The 18,508-nt window shown below is 50.9% G+C and carries 18 protein-coding genes; 7 read left to right on the forward strand and 11 right to left on the reverse strand.

Annotation, left to right across the window (positions count from 1 at the left end; translation table 11 throughout):
• Positions 1 to 17: 17 nt before the first annotated feature.
• From RQP18_RS08210 to RQP18_RS08235, 6 genes are all read right to left on the reverse strand, one after another.
• Positions 18 to 809, reverse strand: coding sequence for a phosphotransferase family protein (locus tag RQP18_RS08210; protein WP_031544355.1), 792 nt, complete (start codon positions 807 to 809; stop codon positions 18 to 20).
• Positions 810 to 1,031: 222 nt separating this feature from the next.
• On the reverse strand, positions 1,032 to 1,880 hold the full coding sequence (dat, locus tag RQP18_RS08215; protein ID WP_342387248.1) for a D-amino-acid transaminase: 849 nt from the start codon (positions 1,878 to 1,880) through the stop codon (positions 1,032 to 1,034).
• Positions 1,861 to 3,291: a dipeptidase PepV gene (pepV, locus tag RQP18_RS08220; RefSeq protein WP_342387249.1), complete on the reverse strand. Its 1,431-nt coding sequence runs from the start codon at positions 3,289 to 3,291 to the stop codon at positions 1,861 to 1,863. Before pepV ends, dat begins: the two co-directional genes overlap by 20 nt.
• Positions 3,292 to 3,403: 112 nt before the next feature.
• A complete protein-coding gene (locus tag RQP18_RS08225) occupies positions 3,404 to 4,165 on the reverse strand; it encodes a hypothetical protein (RefSeq protein ID WP_342387250.1) in 762 nt (253 codons plus the stop codon).
• 66 nt (positions 4,166 to 4,231) lie between these two features.
• The gene (locus RQP18_RS08230; RefSeq protein WP_342387251.1) at positions 4,232 to 4,924 is read right to left on the reverse strand and encodes a pseudouridine synthase; all 693 of its coding nucleotides are present in this window, start codon (positions 4,922 to 4,924) and stop codon (positions 4,232 to 4,234) included.
• The gene (locus RQP18_RS08235) at positions 4,925 to 6,559 is read right to left on the reverse strand and encodes a putative polysaccharide biosynthesis protein (RefSeq protein ID WP_342387252.1); all 1,635 of its coding nucleotides are present in this window, start codon (positions 6,557 to 6,559) and stop codon (positions 4,925 to 4,927) included.
• A 79-nt stretch (positions 6,560 to 6,638) separates the two neighbouring features.
• Here RQP18_RS08235 and RQP18_RS08240 point away from each other — a divergent pair, with 79 nt between their 5' ends.
• A complete protein-coding gene (locus tag RQP18_RS08240) occupies positions 6,639 to 7,889 on the forward strand; it encodes an NAD(P)/FAD-dependent oxidoreductase (RefSeq protein WP_342387253.1) in 1,251 nt (416 codons plus the stop codon).
• Positions 7,890 to 7,954: 65 nt separating this feature from the next.
• Here the strand turns inward: RQP18_RS08240 and leuS are convergent, their stop codons facing one another.
• The 4 genes from leuS to RQP18_RS08260 all read right to left on the reverse strand — a co-directional run bounded on the left by leuS (position 7,955) and on the right by RQP18_RS08260 (position 13,402).
• Entirely contained in the window at positions 7,955 to 10,366 is a 2,412-nt protein-coding gene (gene leuS / locus RQP18_RS08245) for a leucine--tRNA ligase (RefSeq protein ID WP_342387254.1), read from the reverse strand.
• A 257-nt stretch (positions 10,367 to 10,623) separates the two neighbouring features.
• Entirely contained in the window at positions 10,624 to 11,106 is a 483-nt protein-coding gene (locus RQP18_RS08250) for a methylated-DNA--[protein]-cysteine S-methyltransferase (RefSeq protein WP_342387255.1), read from the reverse strand.
• A gap of 23 nt (positions 11,107 to 11,129) precedes the next feature.
• The gene (locus RQP18_RS08255) at positions 11,130 to 12,674 is read right to left on the reverse strand and encodes a hypothetical protein (protein ID WP_342387256.1); all 1,545 of its coding nucleotides are present in this window, start codon (positions 12,672 to 12,674) and stop codon (positions 11,130 to 11,132) included.
• A gap of 2 nt (positions 12,675 to 12,676) precedes the next feature.
• Positions 12,677 to 13,402, reverse strand: coding sequence for an ABC transporter ATP-binding protein (locus RQP18_RS08260; protein WP_342387257.1), 726 nt, complete (start codon positions 13,400 to 13,402; stop codon positions 12,677 to 12,679).
• A 161-nt stretch (positions 13,403 to 13,563) separates the two neighbouring features.
• Between RQP18_RS08260 and RQP18_RS08265 the strand changes: the two genes are divergently transcribed.
• The gene (locus tag RQP18_RS08265) at positions 13,564 to 14,517 is read left to right on the forward strand and encodes a TIGR01212 family radical SAM protein (RefSeq protein WP_342387258.1); all 954 of its coding nucleotides are present in this window, start codon (positions 13,564 to 13,566) and stop codon (positions 14,515 to 14,517) included.
• Positions 14,510 to 15,070 (forward strand): class I SAM-dependent methyltransferase, encoded by a 561-nt coding sequence (locus RQP18_RS08270; RefSeq protein WP_342387259.1) that lies wholly within the window; start codon positions 14,510 to 14,512, stop codon positions 15,068 to 15,070. The genes RQP18_RS08265 and RQP18_RS08270 overlap by 8 nt, the downstream gene beginning before the upstream one ends.
• A 16-nt stretch (positions 15,071 to 15,086) precedes the next feature.
• Here RQP18_RS08270 and RQP18_RS08275 read toward each other — a convergent pair whose 3' ends face one another.
• Complete coding sequence (locus tag RQP18_RS08275) at positions 15,087 to 15,890, reverse strand: alpha/beta hydrolase (RefSeq protein ID WP_342387260.1); 804 nt, start codon at positions 15,888 to 15,890, stop codon at positions 15,087 to 15,089.
• Positions 15,891 to 15,971: 81 nt separating this feature from the next.
• On the opposite strand from RQP18_RS08275, the gene RQP18_RS08280 reads away from it, so the two are divergent.
• The 4 genes from RQP18_RS08280 to RQP18_RS08295 all read left to right on the forward strand — a co-directional run bounded on the left by RQP18_RS08280 (position 15,972) and on the right by RQP18_RS08295 (position 18,472).
• On the forward strand, positions 15,972 to 16,472 hold the full coding sequence (locus RQP18_RS08280) for a gamma carbonic anhydrase family protein (RefSeq protein ID WP_342387261.1): 501 nt from the start codon (positions 15,972 to 15,974) through the stop codon (positions 16,470 to 16,472).
• Between the two features lie 86 nt (positions 16,473 to 16,558).
• The gene (locus RQP18_RS08285; RefSeq protein WP_342387262.1) at positions 16,559 to 17,548 is read left to right on the forward strand and encodes a proline dehydrogenase family protein; all 990 of its coding nucleotides are present in this window, start codon (positions 16,559 to 16,561) and stop codon (positions 17,546 to 17,548) included.
• A 202-nt stretch (positions 17,549 to 17,750) separates the two neighbouring features.
• Positions 17,751 to 18,116 carry a fluoride efflux transporter FluC gene (locus RQP18_RS08290; protein ID WP_342387263.1) on the forward strand — a complete coding sequence of 122 codons (366 nt, stop codon included), beginning with the start codon at positions 17,751 to 17,753 and terminating at the stop codon, positions 18,114 to 18,116.
• Entirely contained in the window at positions 18,113 to 18,472 is a 360-nt protein-coding gene (locus tag RQP18_RS08295; protein ID WP_342387264.1) for a fluoride efflux transporter FluC, read from the forward strand. The genes RQP18_RS08290 and RQP18_RS08295 overlap by 4 nt, the downstream gene beginning before the upstream one ends.
• Positions 18,473 to 18,508 lie beyond the last annotated feature (36 nt).

Here is an 18,508-nt window from a genome sequence, read left to right on the forward strand (position 1 = left end):
CACTCGAATATTTAATATCATATAAAACGGTCTCTCTGTATTACTTTGTTGAGGAAGATGATCCAATCATTCATATCCTTGAAACGCTTATGGTCTTCATACCATTGGATCATTGTGATCGCCTGAACGAGTGTATACCACTTCATGCGTTTCATCAAAGTCCTGTCCAGCGGCTTGCCGTAGACTTCCAGCCATTCCTTCCAGTCATCCGGTTCCACATAAGTGTAGAGGATCATGCCAAGATCTATCGCAGGATCCGCAATCATTGCACCTTCCCAATCCACCAGATACAGCTCATCCTGGTCGGAGAGGAGCCAATTGTTGTGATTGACGTCTCCATGGCATACTGTACAGAATGCCTCGTCGATCAGGGGCATCTCATTTTCCAGGTATTGGATTGCAGAACGGACGGTATGATGGGCATTGACTTTCGGGGATAATGAGGTCTGTATCTTGTTAAGCAACAGATCCGGCAGCATGGGTTTCATGCCGAGCTTTTTCAGCATAGTGAGAAGAGGACCTGATGTATGGATTTTCTTCATCAGTGAGGCTACCCTCTCCGAGTGCATCTCTTCACGGGTCAGCTCCCGGCCATTTTTCCAATGCTGTGCTGTCACTACTTCTCCGGTCTCTATTCTTTTGGTCCAGACCAGTTTCGGTACAATACCTTCAGCGGACAGCGCTGCAAGGAAAGGGCTGGCATTGCGTTTCAGGAACAGCTTCCTGCCATCTTGCTCTGCCTTATAGGCTTCACCAGATGCTCCACCAACGGGGTCAAGTGTCCAGCCGAGCTGATAGAAATGCTCCAAATTCCACACCTCTTTTCATCATCAAAGAAAAAAGCGCTAAATATTTAAAAATAAGATAGCGCCAGTTTCTGTTCGTGTTATAAATTTTATAGGGTTTTATAGTTTATTTCAAGGACTATTATCCACAGATTTTATGACAACCGGGCGTTACGTGTCCACAAAACCATACAGTGTAAGCGTTGAAGCCCCAAAAATTTATTAGGGTAATTTTTCAGGTTAACATTATTTAACCAGGTTTAATTTGTGAATTTTTTGGTTGAATCCTTCCTGTATCACCTGCGTGATTTTGCCTTTCGAACCGTCAGCAATCCTCTCGCCATCCACATTGGAAACAGGTGTCACTTCCTGGGTCGTGCTTGTGATGAACACTTCATCCGCCGCCTTCAGTTCATCAATGGTGAATGGCTTCTCCTGATATTCTATTTCCCGCTCCTGTGCAATCTTCAGCACTTCCTGTCTCGTGATGCCATTCAATATCAGGTGGTTTGCCGGATGGGTCCTGAGTACTCCCTCGCTGACGATGAATACATTTGTGGAGGACCCTTCTGTCACTACCCCATCACGATGCAATACTGTTTCATGGGCACCGGCGCGCACCGCACGTTCCTTTTCCATGACATTGGCCAGCAGGTTGAGACTTTTGACATGGCATTTCAACCATCTGTAGTCATTCGCCGTGATGATGCCCACGCCATTCTCCATTTGGAGGGAAGGCCGTGACAAAGCATTCATATAGGCGAGGACGACAGGTTCGGCACCTGCAGGATAGGCATGGTTCCTTGGGTCTATGCCCCTCGATACCTGGATGTAGATGGATCCGTTTTCGATGCTGTTCCGCTCCTTCAGCTGGGTGATGATTTCAATGAGTTTCTCCTGTTCAAGACCGTTGATCTCGATTTCTGATGCACTCCTGACCAGACGGTCCATGTGCTCCTCAAGTGTAAAGAACTCATTGTCATATACTCTTACCACTTCATATACGCCATCACCGAAATAGAAAGCGCGGTCGTTATAGTCTACTGAAATTTCATCGTCTCTTTTGAATTCTCCATTATAGTAGCTTATTTTCATCCATCTCACCCTTTATACAGATTCTATGCAGTGCTTCAAGGTAGATCTCCGTTGCCTTAAGCAGCTCATCGATCTTCATGCGTTCGTTTTTCTGGTGCATCGTATCTACAGTATCCTTGAACATCGCCCCAAAGGCAACACCCTTTTTCAAGGTGCGGGCATATGTTCCGCCTCCGATGGTGAATGGTTCCGTGTCATCGTCCACATGATTCCGGTAGGCATCGGTCAATACCGCCACCAGCGGGTCTTCCCTGTCCACATAATGGGGAGGCTGATACTCAAGATCTTCAATGGTGAAGCCCTGATTGTATACATCTTCCTTCAGGCTGGCCATGCCGGCTTCGAAATCGATGCCTTTTGGATACCTCAAGTTGACGCCGAATATGCCACCATCCACTTCCGTGTAGTTGATCATGCCCACATTCACGCTCGTCTCCCCCATTTCAGGATGCGAGAAGTTCATTCCGAGCAATGAGCCGTCCGTGCTGCCGACCAGCCGCTCCATCGCAAATTCCGCGAAGGCTGCTGCATTATTGTCCAGCGCCAGACTGTGCAGGAAGCGGAGGAGAATCAGGCCGGCGTTCACTCCGATTTCCGGAGTGGAGCCATGGACACTCCGCCCCTGTATGCTCAATTTCAAGAATCCGTTATCCACCTCGTAGGCACCTTCCGCATCGACTTCCCTCAGGAAGTCCTCGTAGGACTGGATCACTTCACTCATATTCTGCTGAACCTTCAGCTTCGCTTCCGCATCTTCCGGAACCATATTGTACCGTTCACCGGAAATCAGCACCTTCAGCTCAATTTTCGGCTCCCGTTCATCCAGCGGCATCGGCTTCTGCACGAAATTGAATGTGGAGATGCCTTTTTCTCCATGGATCAATGGAAACGCAGCATCCGGTGCAAATCCGGCATCGGGCATCTGCTCCGATTTGAAGTATGCATCCGTACACTGCCAATCCGATTCTTCATCGGTGCCCACAATCAGACGTGTGCGATATTTGAATGGCAGTCCCTGTTCATGGAGTATCTTCATTGCATAGTAGGCTGCAATGGTGGGCCCCTTGTCATCCTGAACACCACGTGCCACTATCTCATCATCGATGATTTCAGGAACGAACGGATCCGTATTCCAGCCTTTGCCGGGAGGTACAACATCCACGTGTCCAAGGATGCCGAACAGCTGCTCACCCTCCCCGGCTTCGATATGGCCAGCAACATTCTCCACATCCAGTGTGGACATGCCATCGCGGTCCCCCAGCTCCAGCATGTAGTCCAGTGCCGCCTTCGGCCCGGTTCCCACCGGCGCTCCACTGGATGGCTCGCCTTTCACACTTTCAATTTTCAACAGCCCCATCAGATCTTCAATCAGACTTTCCCTGTAGTCATCCACCAGCGCTTTATAATCCATGAACGTACTCTCCCATCGTATGTAACAGAATCTTTTTTTCAATAATAAAGAAAAAAATATGTAAAAACAAGAGAACAGGCCAATAATTGCGCCTGTTCTCCATTAATATAAGCTATTTCTTTTTGTTTGAACCTTCATCATCATCTGTAACGACATGGATATTATGGTTACCGTCCTTTTCTCCCTCGTCGTCCACAACATCTACATTTGTTGCATTGTCTTTGTTCAGGCCACCGAAGGAGACATCATCCTGCAAGTGCTCCTCGGAATGGATACCGCCTTCTGAGACCCATTCATTGTTCATCTGTTCTGCAGTCAACTGGCCTTCAGCATCCATTCTGTCAGGTTTTGTATAATGCTCGTCATCATCGTTTACACTACTTTTTCCCTGAGTGGGTGAAATCTTGTCATTCTGGTTGTTTTCATCATTTTCATCATCTGCAGCCTGGCCAGACTTATTCTTATCCATTCTGGATTTTGCCTTCTCCTGGGCGGATTGGGCATAGCCTTTCGGATCTTCCTTAGCCTTACTGAACTCGGATTTTGCTTTCTCCTGATATTCTCCGGCCTGCTTCGTCACCTTCTCCTGATATTCGCTTGCCTGTTTGGTGACTTTTTCCTGAACATTCTGGGCGTAGCCTTTAGGATCCTGCTTCACCCTGCCATATTCGCTTTTGGCCTTCTCCTGATACTCCCCGGCCTGTTGGGACAGCTTGTCCTGAACATTCTGGGCATAGCTTTTAGGGTCTTCCTTCACTTTATTGTATTCACTCTTCACAACATCGCGATTTTCTTTTTTGGACAATTGCTTGGCAGCGACTGCCAGCCCGAGCATTGCCGCGACTTTCAGTAGTCCTCCTGTTTTTCTAGCCATTTCCAACACCTCTTATTAAGTATTTTGTTTTGATATCTGATTCCTATTTACCCCATCAGAATACCCTTAAACCTTTTTAATCAACTTGATTTCATTTTCACGCAGTCTTCGATAGCTCCCTGCTGCTAGATGTTCATCCAGCATCAGGTCGCCGAAGCTGATGCGATGGAGTGCAGTGACTTCATTGCCCAGATGATGGAACATCCTTTTGACCTGGTGGAATTTGCCTTCGGTGATTGTCAGCTCCACCTCGTGGGAGGACAATTTTTTCGCGATTGCCGGTGCCGTTGTAAAATCCTTCAGGGGAATGCCGGTCTCAAGCTGCGAAATGTCACCCTCCGTGACTTCGGACTCGAGCTCAGCGACATAGGTCTTTCCTATTTTGCTCCTGGGGCTCAGCAGTTCATGTGCGAGCTTCCCATCGTTGGTGATGAGCAGCAGGCCGGTGGTGTCCTTGTCCAGTCTGCCGACCGGAAACAGCTGGTCCTTCTGTGGATGGTCGATCAGATCGATGACCGTTGGTGTCGGCCCTTTTTCAGTCGATGAAATGACACCGGCCGGCTTGTTGAGCATGATGTGGATTTCCGATTCCAGCACTACGGATCCGCCGTCCAACAGTATTTCATCATCTGGCGATACCCTGGACTTCGGGTCTGTGACGATTCCGCCTTCCACCGTAATCCGCTTCTTCCTTATCATATTCTTCACTTCGCTGCGGCTGCCGATGCCGGCATTTGCCAAGTACTTGTCCAGTCTCATCTAAAGCACCTTCAATCTCTTCCTGATTTTGTCCGCCCGGCTGCCGAGTATTTCATCTGCCAGCCCGGTCTTGAATGACAGAAGCAGGTACACCAGCCCACCGGCCGGCACAGCCACTGCCATGATGAGGACGGAATTCAATTTTTCCGATACATCCACATTGAATATGAATGCATAATAGATGAGCTCCACCACCAGCAGCATGACAAGGCTGTATACCACGATTTCAGCCAGCGGTCTGAGGAGCGGCCTGAAGCGGAATTTGCCATACTTCCTGATGATTACAAAGTTGATGAGTACACCGATGCTGAGTGCAATGCCTGTTCCCATCACGGCACCGACCGTCTGGAACTGCATGATGAGCGGAATGTTGATCGCCGCCTTGATGGCCAGCATGATCAGGACCACATACAGGGTCAGGTTCTGCTTATCGATGCCCTGAACAATCGAGCACGTGATCGTGAACAGTGAGATTGCGATGCTCACCGGTGCATAGAAGAGCAGGATCTTTATTCCCATTTCATTATAGCTGTAGAACGATGTATAGAGCGGTGCCGAGAGGATCATCATCCCGATGGCTGCAGGAATGACGAAGAAGAGCAGCATGAGCACCATCATCCTGATCTGCTCGTGCACATCCCCCATCCTGCCCCGCTGGTAGTTCTTCGTTATGAATGGAAGTATCGTAATCGCGAACGCAGAGGCGAAGGCCGTCGGAATCATCACCAGCTTGTGAGTCGTCAGGTTCAGCATGCCGAACCATGCATCATGGTACTGCTCCGGCACGCCGCCGAGTGCAAGACCGTTGTTATGGGTCAGCTGGTCGATGAACAGGGTCAGCGGAATGCTGATGCTCACGATGATGAAAGGAATGCCATAGCGGATGATTTCCGAATACATCTCACGATATGAAAAATCATAGTCGGTGTCATCGGTCGCAACCATGCGATCGATATGCCCCTTCCTTTTCCTCCAGAAATACCAGAGCGTCCCCATGGCAGCAAGGACACCGACGAATGCGGCGAAAACTGCAACTTCATTTGCTGTCTGGACGGTACCATCCAGAACATAGATGACGAGGAAGGCGCCGCCGAGCAGGAAGGCGATCCGGATCAGCTGTTCGATGACTGCAGAGACGCTTGTCGGGCCGAATGATTCGAACCCCTGGAAGATGCCGCGCCATGTCGCCATGAACGGCACGACGATGACGGCTACACTCACGACCCGTATGATGCGCGTGACATCCTCAGTCGACCAGCGATGGGCGCCGTCCCCCGCTGCCAGCATCTGCAGCTCGGCGATGAAGGGGGCAGCCATGAAAAGAATGAGAAAAGCGATGACTCCGGAGCCCAGCATGACGAGCAGGCTCGAGCGGTACAGTTTCTGGCTGGTCGCGTAGGCGCCAAGCGCATTGTACTTCGATACATACTTGGATACGGCCCCCGGCACACCTGCTGCCGCAAGCGAGAGCATGATGGTGTACGGTGTATAGGCGTACCCATACAGGGCGAGATTTTCCTCGCCGCCCATTATGCTGTAAAATGGAATGAGGTAGAGCATTCCCAATAACTTCGTGATGAATGTTGCCATGGTCAGCAGGAATGTACCCCGTACCAGATTATTTGAATCAGACATTTTATAACCCTCTTACTTTAAGAATAATCTCCATTATAATCGAAAGCATATCAGTTTTAAACAAAAAGGAGAACAGCCCATGTACCAGACGATAGTAGTCGGTGGTGGTGTAAGCGGACTCATGGCCGCCTATGCCGCTTCCGAGAACGGCAATCGCGTATTGCTCATAGAAAAGAACAAATCCCTCGGGAAGAAGCTGCTGATTTCAGGCGGCGGCCGGTGCAATGTTACGAACAGGCTCCCCTACGAAGAGATCATCCGGCATATTCCGGGCAATGGCAAATTCCTCTACGGCCCCTTCAGCACTTTTGACAACGAAAGCATCATCCGGTTTGTCGAGTCCCGCGGCGTCTCCCTCAAGGAGGAGGACCATGGCCGGATGTTTCCGGTCACGGACCGGGCGCAGGATATCCTGAAAGTATTCCTGGACGCGCTTGAGGAGAACAGGGTTGAAATCAGGACGGAGACCGTCGTCAGGAAGGTGCTGGTGGCGGATGATCACGCAATGGGCGTAGAGCTGACGGACGGGACCGTAATCCGGGCGGACAGCCTCATCATCACCACAGGAGGCCGGAGCGTCCCGCAGACCGGTTCGACAGGCGACGGCCACCGTTTTGCCGAATCCGCCGGGCATACGGTTACGGAGCTGTTTCCGACCGAGGTGCCCATCACCTCGCCCGAACCTTTCATCAGGGAAGGCAGGCTCAAGGGGCTCAGCCTGTCTAATGTCGCCCTTTCCGTCCTGAAGAAGAACAGGAAGCCGAGGGTGACCCATCAGATGGATATGATCTTCACCCATTTCGGCGTCAGCGGTCCCGCCGTCCTCCGCTGCAGCCAGTTTGTCCATAAGGAACTGCAGAAGCAGAAAAGCGGAACCGTCCTCATGTCCCTCGATTTCTTTCCGGAGAAAAGCGCAGGCGCCCTCAGGGCGATGATTGAGGAAATCATTGCCGCCAACCGGGACCGCTCCCTGAAAAATACACTGAAGACATTCCTTCAGGAGCGCCTCGTCCTCTTCATGCTGGATTTTCTGGACATTGACGGTGCATCAAGCGGCCATCATGTATCCAAGGAGAACATCGAAAAGGTCGTCCAGTTCCTCAAAGCTTTCGAGTTCCGTGCCGACGGCACCCAATCGATCGAAAAGGCATTTGTCACCGGCGGTGGTGTGAAGCTTGCTGAGATCACACCCCAGACGATGGAGAGCCGCAAGGTGGCAGGCCTCTATTTTGCCGGAGAGGTGCTCGACATCCATGGGTACACCGGTGGCTACAACATCACGAGTGCCCTGGTCACCGGCTATGTGGCAGGGCACAGCACCACCCTATAAGGGCCCATGCAAAATAAAGAACACCTCCCGTCAGGCTGTTTCCTCAGCCCCTGGGAGGTGTTCTTCTAGTTTGCTACGATATTTACAAGTTTATTCGGTACAACGATGACTTTCCTGACGGTCTTTTCCCTGATTGCTTCCTGCACCCTGTTGGATTCGATTGCAATGCGCTCCAGATCTTCCTTTGTCGCTTCTGTCGGCACGTTCATCTTTTCCTTCACCTTGCCGTTGACCTGGATGACAATTTCAATCTCATTCTCGACCAGTTTGGCTTCATCGAACTGCGGCCACGCTTCATATGCGATCGTGCCCGCATGCCCCAGCTTTTCCCACAGCTCTTCTGCTACATGGGGTGCCACAGGGGCAAGGAGTTTGACGAACCCTTCGATATGGAATCTGCCCAGTTCCTCCTGCTTGTAGCATTCATTGATGAATACCATAAGCTGGGAAATGGCCGTATTGAAGTTCAGGGACTCGAAGTCCTCCGTCACCTTTTTGACGGTCTCATGGTATACCTTATCAAGATCCGGCGTCTCCCGTGCAACAACATTTCCTCTCAACTGGCCTTCCTCATCCACGAGCAGTCTCCATACACGGTCGAGGAAACGGCGTGCACCGTCGAGCCCATTGTCGTTCCATGCGACGGAGGCCTCGAGCGGCCCCATGAACATCTCATATAGACGCAGGGTGTCTGCACCATGGGAACGGACGATATCATCCGGATTGATGACATTGCCTTTGGACTTGCTCATCTTTTCATTGCCCTCACCGAGGATCATGCCCTGGTTGAAGAGTTTCTGGAAAGGCTCCTTCGTGTGGACCACGCCGATATCATAGAGCACCTTGTGCCAGAACCTTGCATAGAGCAGGTGGAGCACCGCGTGTTCCGCTCCGCCAATGTAGAGGTCCACCGGCATCCAGTGTTCAATCTTCTCTTTTGAGGCAAGTGCTTCCGTATTGTGCGGATCGATGAACCTCAGATAATACCAGCAGCTGCCTGCCCATTGCGGCATTGTATTGGTCTCCCTGCGGCCCTTCACTCCATCCTCCCTGACGACCGTTATCCAGTCCTCATTGTTGGCAAGCGGAGATTCTCCGGTGCCGGAAGGCTTGATCTGGTCCATTTCAGGCAGCATCAGCGGGAGTTCTGATTCATCCACGACACTCATCGTACCATCTTCCCAATGGATGACCGGAATCGGTTCACCCCAGTAGCGCTGACGGGAGAACAGCCAGTCACGAAGCTTGTATGTCGTCTTCTGCTCCCCAGCCCCCTTCTCTTCCAGAATGCGGATTGACTTCTCGATCGCCGCTTCCTTGCCGAGGCCATCCAGTTCGCCGGAATTGACATGCTCTCCGTCACCCGTATAGGCTTCTTTTGAAATGTCCCCGCCTGCAACCACTTCCTTGATCGGCAGGTCGTATTCCTGGGCAAATTCATAGTCGCGCTCGTCATGTGCCGGCACTGCCATGATCGCGCCTGTACCATAGGAAGCCAATACATAGTCCGCAATCCATATCGGCATTCTTTCACCGGACAGCGGATTGATGGCGTAGGCACCTGTAAACACGCCCGTCTTCTCCTTGGCCAGGTCGGTACGCTCAAGCTCGCTCTTTCTGGCCGCCTTCTCCTGGTAGGCTTCTATTTCGGACCGGTATTCATCCGTCGTGATGACGTCGATCAGCTCATGCTCCGGAGACAGGACCGCATAGGTCGCACCGTGGATCGTGTCGGGCCGGGTCGTGAATGCAGTGAATGACTCGCCTGTATTTTCTATGTCGAAGCGGATGTTCGCCCCTTCTGATTTGCCGATCCAGTTCCTCTGCATGTCCTTCAGGGATTCCGGCCAGTCCAGCTCATCCAGATCCTCAAGCAGACGGTCTGCGTATTCAGTGATCCTGAGCATCCACTGCTTCATCGGCTTCCTGACGACCGGGTGGCCGCCACGCTCGGAGAGGCCATCGATGACTTCTTCATTGGCCAGTACCGTACCGAGTGCTTCACACCAGTTCACCGGCACTTCGTCGATATATGCGAGACCCTTATTGTACAGTTGGATGAAGATCCACTGCGTCCACTTGTAGTACTCCGGGTCGGTCGTATTGATTTCACGGTCCCAGTCATAACTGAAGCCGAGCTCCTTGATCTGGCGGCGGAAGTTGTCGATGTTCTTTTCATTGAACGCTTTTATATCATTGCCGGTATCGATCGCATACTGCTCAGCCGGCAGGCCGAATGCATCCCAACCCATCGGGTGCAGTACGTTATATCCCTGCATCCTTTTCATGCGTGAAATGATGTCCGTTGCCGTGTAGCCTTCGGGGTGCCCGACATGGAGCCCCGCACCTGAAGGGTACGGGAACATGTCCAGTGCATAGAATTTCTTCTTGCCGAACTCTTCTTCCGTTTTGAAAATCTTTTCATTTTCCCAGTGGGACTGCCATTTTCTTTCGATGTCCATATGATTGAACGCCATAAAAATCCTCCTTGAATATAAATAATCCCATGCCTATATAAGCATGGGACGATCATATATGTATACGACCGCGGTACCACCCGCATTCACTGTTAAGTGCAACTTCGTTCGATGGGATTCAGTTCAGTCCGGATGAGTTCATATGGACCCACTACTGGTTCACAGCACCCACCAGCTCTCTTGGAATGGAGTCGCATACTACTATTTCCAACACTTATAAATATAGAATATATTGATGCAATAAGCAAGCTGTATATTTACTTGGAGCGGATATCGAGACCTTCCAGCTCAAGCAGCCGGCGTTTCTTCCCGATGCCTCCCGTGTATCCCCCGAGCGTGCCGTCAGAGGCGATCACCCGGTGGCAGGGCACAATGATGGAAATCGGATTCCTGCCATTCGCATTCGCTACAGCACGCGAATGGTTGGGGCCGCCACAGTCTGCAGCTAGCGCTTTATAGCTCAGCGTTTCCCCATATGGGATGCTTCTGAGCCTGCGCCATACCTTCTGCTGGAATTCCGTTCCTTTATGCTCGAGGCTGATCGGCACTTCGAAATCCGTACGGTTGCCGTCGAAGTATTCCCCGAGTTCCCGGACGCACTGGCGGATGGCTCCGGAAGCATCCTCCAGACTATCGCCATCGGCACCCCCTCCCATGACAGCCGCTTCATCTGCATGATCCAGTTCGACGATTGAACCCGCTTCCGAACGGATTTTCAGCCAGCCGATCGGTGTGTCCATAAAATAGATCTCCTTCATATTCATCAGTCCTTATAGGTGATTTTGAAACCTCCATCATAACGCGCCCCGACTTTCCGGAGCATCCATAGCGAGACGAGCGCAAATGCGAGGAGTACGCCTCCTGCAGCAAGCAGCTGGGCGGTTGAAGCACCCCCGTCACCGAGCAGCCCCAAAACAAGGGCTGTCAGCACCAGCACAACGAAGATTGCGATGGTGATCACCATGTTGCTTGCAGTATCCAGCCGTTTCACCGGGTTCTTGCTGCTTACGACCGGATTGGCACTGCCGATATACATGCCCACTGGCACTCCAGCCATTGAAACCAGTATGATGAAAATCAGCAGCTGGAACAGCACCTCCATACCTGCGGATGAGAACACCCAGGCGATGCCGAAGACCACCATCATTATGGGGGCTGTCGTCAAAATGGTGAAACCATACTTTGCACCGGCAATATGCCTGCCAGAGAGCGGCAGTGCCTTCAGCATCGCAAAATGCTCCGCATCACGTGCAGTATTGTACGCCCCGATGAACAGAGACATGACGAGCGTCGCCCCTATTGCCGTAACGAGAAGCTGGGATGCCCCGAGGCCCCCCGACTCTGCACCCCCTTCCACCGATGTGGAAAAGTAGATGAAGAGCAGCGGCATCAGGTAATATGGCAGCAATGCTGCAATCTCCTTGAAGTTCCGGATTGTGAGCTTCAGATCCTTTTCCATGAGCGACCCAATGGGATGACGCACACGGTCATCCGTCGCCCTGTGTTTTCTGCCTGCACGCCCGCCCACTTCCCATCCACGGGAAAGTGCATGCACCGACACAAGTGCAGTTGCATTGAAGATCAGTACAGCAGCTGCAATGAGAAACAATACAGCCAGGAGGCCTGTGAGCACTTCATAGTCGTACAGGAAGCCACTGAACGAAACAGGCATATCTGCCAGGAATGCCAGCACACCGCCGGCGGATTCCCCCACCTGGAACATGACGAAGTAGACCAGGATGAATGAGATTCCACCGAGAAAGGAAAGTATTTCACTGACCTTCCTGACGGGGAGGATATTCGCCGTCAGGAAAATGAGTGCATACGCCAAAGCGGTGACGAGGATGGCCAGCATGGAAAAGTAGACCAGACTGCCGGCCAGCAGCATCCATTGTCCGAACCTCATGGAAAGCGCGGTGCCGACGACCACCCCCAAAGGCAGAAGGATTGATGCTGCATACACGAGGACATGCTTGATGAACTTGGCGAAGAACAGTTCAGCGGCTGATATGGGAAATGACAGGTAGAGCTGCACATTTCTGTCCAGAATCATATCCTTGATGATGAAATGCATCGACAGCAGCAGCAGAATGGCAGTCCCGGTGATTGAAAGCAGCAGTATATATCCATCCAGCATGCTTTCATCAAAAGAAAGTGTCAGCGAGAACACCACTGAAACAAGCATCGGCAGAGGAAACAGCAGCAGCAGGAGCCCGAGGATGATGTAGAGTACCATCTTCGTCTCCCCCAGCGACTTCCAATAGTTGAAGAGGGACCGCATTTCTGTCCTTAATATCAGGCGGACCATGGTCAGATTCCCCCGGTCAATTTCAAAAAGATATCCTCGAGCGTCGCGTCCGGTTCTTCGAGTCGGCCCCTCAGTTCAGCCAGGGAGCCGTGTGCCAGGTTTTCACCATTATATATGATCAGAATATCCGTCGCTATCTCTTCTGCAAGTGCGAGGTTGTGCGTGGTCAGAAAGACCGTCTTCCCCTGAGTGATGTAGTCACGCAAATAATTCTTCAGGTTCCTGTTGCTTTTGGGATCGAGTCCCACCGTCGGTTCATCGAGGAACAGGATATCCGGACGGTGCACCAGGGCACCGATCAGCGCCACTTTCTGCCTCATGCCATGCGAGTATTCCTCAACCAGCGTGTCGAGCTTCCCTTCGAGATCGAACAGTTCCAGGAGCTTCTGCTGCTCTTCCCTGAAATCCGTCTCATCCATCCTATAGGCACTGGAGATGAAATTGAGGTACTCCCTGCCAGTCAGCTTCCCGATGAGGTCCGGTGTGTCCGGGATGAAGCTGATCCGTCTTTTCAGATGAACCTTGTCCATCCCCATCTCCTCCCCGAACAGCTCAACTGAGCCAGATGTGGCCCTGAGCAGCCCTGTCATCATCCGTATGGTCGTGGATTTCCCCGAGCCGTTCGGTCCGATGAAGGCGAAAAGTTCACCTTCCCCCACCGAGAATTCAAGATCCTTCACTGCATGGTGGCCGCCATATTCTTTGCCCAATTGCTTCACTTTGATCATATTATCTCCCTGTCTTTCATAAACATCATTATTATACCTCCATGATACATCAAGTGGCCGCCGGTATAAACTTTCTTCAAGCGGGTCGGACCATCAAATCGACATGCAATTTCATTGCTCTGATGTGGTACAATGCCAAATATGAACAAGAGGTGAGAAAGATGACGGATTTCAAATACAGTTTTGATGATAAGCGGTACCACACCCTGAACTATCATCTTAAGAATACATTCAATGAGAAGATCTTCAAAGTCGCCCTGGATGCCGGGTTCGACTGCCCCAACAGGGATGGTACCGTAGCCTACGGGGGATGTACATTCTGTTCGGTTGCGGGCAGCGGCGATTTTGCCGGGGACCGTGTCGACCCCATCCCCGTCCAGTTTGAAAAGATCAGATCCGGAATGCAGGACCGGAAATGGAAGAACGGCAGGTACATCGCCTATTTCCAGTCATTCACCAACACCCATGCCCCGCTTGAGGTACTGCGTGAAAAGTTTGAAGCTGCACTGGAAATAGATGGCGTCGTCGGCCTCTCAATCGGCACACGCCCGGACTGCCTGCCGGATGATGTCGTGGAATACCTGGCTGAACTGAACACGCGTACATACCTCTGGGTGGAGCTCGGTCTCCAGACCGTCCATGACAGTACATCAAAGCTGATCAACCGTGCCCATGACCTGGGCTGCTACCATGAGGGTGTAGAGAAGCTCAGAAGACATGGCATCAATGTCTGCAGCCACATCATCAACGGCCTGCCCCAGGAAGATTATCGGATGATGATGGAAACTGCCGAAGCCGTGGCGGCCATGGACGTGCAGGGCATCAAGATCCACCTGCTCCATCTCCTGAAGGGCACGCCCATGGTGAAGCAGTATGAAAAAGGCCTGGTATCCTTCCTGAACCAGGAAGACTATATCAACCTCGTGTGCGACCAGCTCGAAATCCTTCCGGAGGAAATGATCATCCACCGCATCACAGGAGACGGTCCCATCGACCAGCTCATCGGCCCGATGTGGAGCACGGACAAATGGAACGTACTCAACAGCATCGACGAGGAGCTAAAAAGAAGGGACACCCATCAGGGAATCAGATATAAGGAGAAGATCAATGCTTAGACGTGTACTGCCCCAGGCAAAAACGCTTGCACAGGATATCGTACAGGACGGGGATGCCGTCGTGGATGCCACATGCGGCAACGGCCATGACACGAAGTTTCTTTCGGAACTCGTGGGCGCCGCCGGCAAAGTGTACAGCTTCGACATCCAGGCCGAGGCGATCGAGAACGCCCGGTCGCTGTGCGGCAGCCATGGCAACATAGAGTTCATCCTGGATTCACATGAAAACATCGACCGCTACGTTGACAGCCGTCCCCTGAAGGCCGCCATGTTCAATCTCGGGTATCTTCCGAGAGGTGACAAATCGATTACGACAACACCCGCCTCCACCATGCTTGCCATACAGAAGCTTTTCGATCGGCTTGCAGATGGCGGACGCATCATCATCGTCGTCTACCACGGCCACCCGGGCGGCAAGACTGAAAGGGATGCGCTTATGGAGCAGCTCTCCCAGTGGCCGCAAAAGGAAGCACAGATACTCAAGTACCAGTTCATCAACCAGAAGAACGACGCCCCATTCCTATTATGCATAGAGAAAAACAGACACGCCTGAAGTCAGGCGTGTCTTTCTATTTCAGGAGACCAATCCTGAACAGCTGGGCGCTTAGGAAACGCTCCATATGGTAATAAGGAACCGAAGTCTCCTCCCTCTGGAAGATGCTGTGTTCGATTCCGTTCAGCATATGGATGGAGAGCTCTCCCGTATTCATGCGTTTGATGTATTTGGCGGTCAGATAGGGTTCGATGATATCGTTCTCCCGGCTCAGCATCGCCAGGACTGGGAGGTCCGGGAAGTCATCCATGAACTCCGTCGTTGATTTCATCTGGTTGATCACCGTACGGTACCAGTGATAGCTCACCTTTCTGACCAGCAGTTCGTCGTTTTCGTACTGGTTCAGAAACTTCCTGTCTTCGGTGAAATAGCTGAAATGGATGCCCGGGTCAAAACGCGTCGTATCACTCGATGTCCTGACACTCGTCCGTATTGTATTCTTCCTGTTTATGAAGGACTGCTTGAATGCCAGCAGTGGATTGAGCAGGATGAGGCCATCTGCGATGATGAGGTTCTGGCGGATGGCTTCAATTGCGATCAGTCCGCCCAGCCCTTGTCCAAGCACAAAGGTCGGCAGCCGATATGCCCGCGCCACTTCATGCCATTCATGGACGCGGTCCAGGTACTGTGTGAAATCGGTGATGTGCCCTTTATTCATGCGTGTGGTCTGGCCATGGCCCGGCAGGTCTCCCGTTATGACATGATACCCTGAATTTCTCAGCTGTGATATCACCTGTGCGTAGTATTCATGGTGCTCCATCATGTCATGTATGACAACGATTACACCCCTGGCCTGCTTGTCCGTTTCCCATTTCCACATTGCAATGCTCCTAACATACTGTAATTCATTCTTATATGATAAACTTATTATAACAATCCAATAGAAGAAAGGACATGAGAAATGATACTCGACTACAAAGGCAACACTCCAAAGATTAATGAAAGCGCTTTTATCGCTCCGAATGCTACGGTAATCGGAGATGTAGAAATCGGAGAACAGTCATCCGTATGGTTCGGGACCGTGCTGCGGGGAGATATTGCGCCGATCCGGATCGGCAGCCATACGAATATACAGGACCTGTCGATTCTTCATGAAACACCGGACATGCCACTTGTAATAGAAGACAATGTGACTGTCGGACATAAGGTGACCCTCCATAGCTGCACCATCAGAAAAAATGCATTGATCGGCATGGATTCTACAGTGCTTGACGGTGCAGTCATCGGGGAGAACGCCTTCATCGGTGCAGGGAGCCTTGTGACACCAGGTACCGAAATACCAGCCAATACGCTGGCGTTCGGAAGGCCAGCCAGGGTTGTGAGGGATCTGACTGATGAAGATCTGAAAGAAATGAAAAGGATCAATGAAACATATGTCAATCATATCCCCCACTACAAATAAAATATAATTTTGACATATTTTTGATGTCTAAAAAATGCAATTAAGGGTAGAATATAAACTGTTACGAAAGATTCGGGAGGTAAATTATGCCATTATTAAGAGATGTATTCATCGCACTATCAGGAAACAAAGTATTGAATGACGCAAGCAAGAAGATTGGCCTGAAGTTCGGGGCCAACAAAGTTGTAGGCGGCATCACAGTAGATGAGACGATTGAACGTATCAAAGATATCAATTCCCAGGGGATGAGTGTCAGCTTTGACAACCTTGGTGAATTCGTCACCAATAAAACGGATGCCACAAAAGAAAAGGATCTCATCCTGAAAATGATACAGGCCATCGGTGAGGAAGGCGTGGATGCCTCGGCCTCCGTCAAACTGTCGCAGATCGGCCTCAACATCGACTATGATTTCTGTCTGGATAATGTCAGGGAGATCATGGACGCTGCAAAAACACACGATATGTTCGTCAACATCGACATGGAGAACCATGCAGCCTATGATGATACCATCCGTATCGTCGACCAGCTCATGGAGGAATACGACAATGTGGGCACCGTGCTGCAATCCTATCTGTTCAGCGCAAAAGACGATGTCTACAAGTATAAGGACAAAAGAATCCGTTTTGTCAAAGGGGCCTACAAGGAGTCGCCGCAAGTTGCCCTCCAGGCCAAGGAAGACATCGACAAGGCATTGGAGCTTCTGATCAGACTCCACCTGACCAAAGGGGAAGGATTCACCTCCATAGCAACCCATGACCACAACATCATCGAAGATATCATAGAGTTCATCAAGGAAAATAACATTCCGAACGACCGATTCGAATTCCAGATGCTTTTCGGCTTCCGCAAGGAACTCCAGAGGGAGCTCGTGGAGAGGGGATATAGCGTATGTGTCTACATTCCGTTCGGCACCGACTGGTACGCCTACTTCATGAGAAGGCTCGCAGAGCGTCCACAGAACATCAATCTGGTCGTCAAATCGCTTACCAATGACCCCAAATTCAAGGCTGGTGCTGCGGCGGCAGGGGCAATGACCATCGGATTTGCCGCTCTGAAATACTTTACAAGAAAATAGACTGACCAATATTAAAAGCGCAACTTTAAAAAGTTGCGCTTTTTTCATTTACGATGAGCATCGGACCAGATATATCAAATGAGAGTATAAAGTTTCGCCTCCATTCTATACACTCTCTTCCAGAGTTTTCTTATGTTAATATATAAAAAGACATTATCTGATTTTTGCACTTCACCCAATCATTACTGAGGGAGGATACATATTGAAAAAATATCTATTCATATCATTGGGTGCCATGATCGGTGCACTCCTGAGATCTTCAATTTCCTTTGCAACGGTGTCCGGTGCATCACCCTTTTTCATGGGCACGCTGATTGTGAACATGAGCGGTGCCTTCGTCGCCGGTGTTCTGCTCAGAAGATTCCATGACAGGGAGGGCCATCTGCGTGATTTTCTCATCACTGGGCTTTTGGGAAGTTTCACTACCTTCTCCATGTTGACATATGAACAGTATCTCCTGCTTTCCTATGGTGAATACTTCATTTTCATCATTTATCTTGCAGTGAATATGGCCGGCGGTTTCTGCCTTGCCCTGTTGGGTTGGAAGGCAGGTGGAATGGGACGATGATTGAACTGGTTCTCCTTGCCCTGAGTGCCGCTCTGGGCGCTGTCATAAGAGGCTATATCGTTTCTTTGAAGCTGTTCGACCGCTTCAGCCTGCCATACGGCACTTTCACCGTCAATGTTCTCGGCGCGTTCATGATGGGACTGTGCATGCCGATTGTTGCCCAGGAAAGCCTACTCTACTTTATGATTATATTCGGCTTCCTGGGCGGGTTGACCACCTACTCCGCATTCACCCTCGATCAGCTTCGGCTGTTCGAAGCGAAGGCCTTCAAGGAACTCGCCAGATATACCTTCACCATGATGTTCTTCTGCCTCGTCGCCCTCGCGCTTGGGCTTCTGATCGGTGTCTCTTTCTGATTTCACAAAAAAGGCCTGCATCCAGTGGATGCAGGC

The sequence above is a fragment of the Salinicoccus sp. Bachu38 genome (assembly GCF_038561955.2).
Taxonomy (GTDB): domain Bacteria; phylum Bacillota; class Bacilli; order Staphylococcales; family Salinicoccaceae; genus Salinicoccus; species Salinicoccus bachuensis.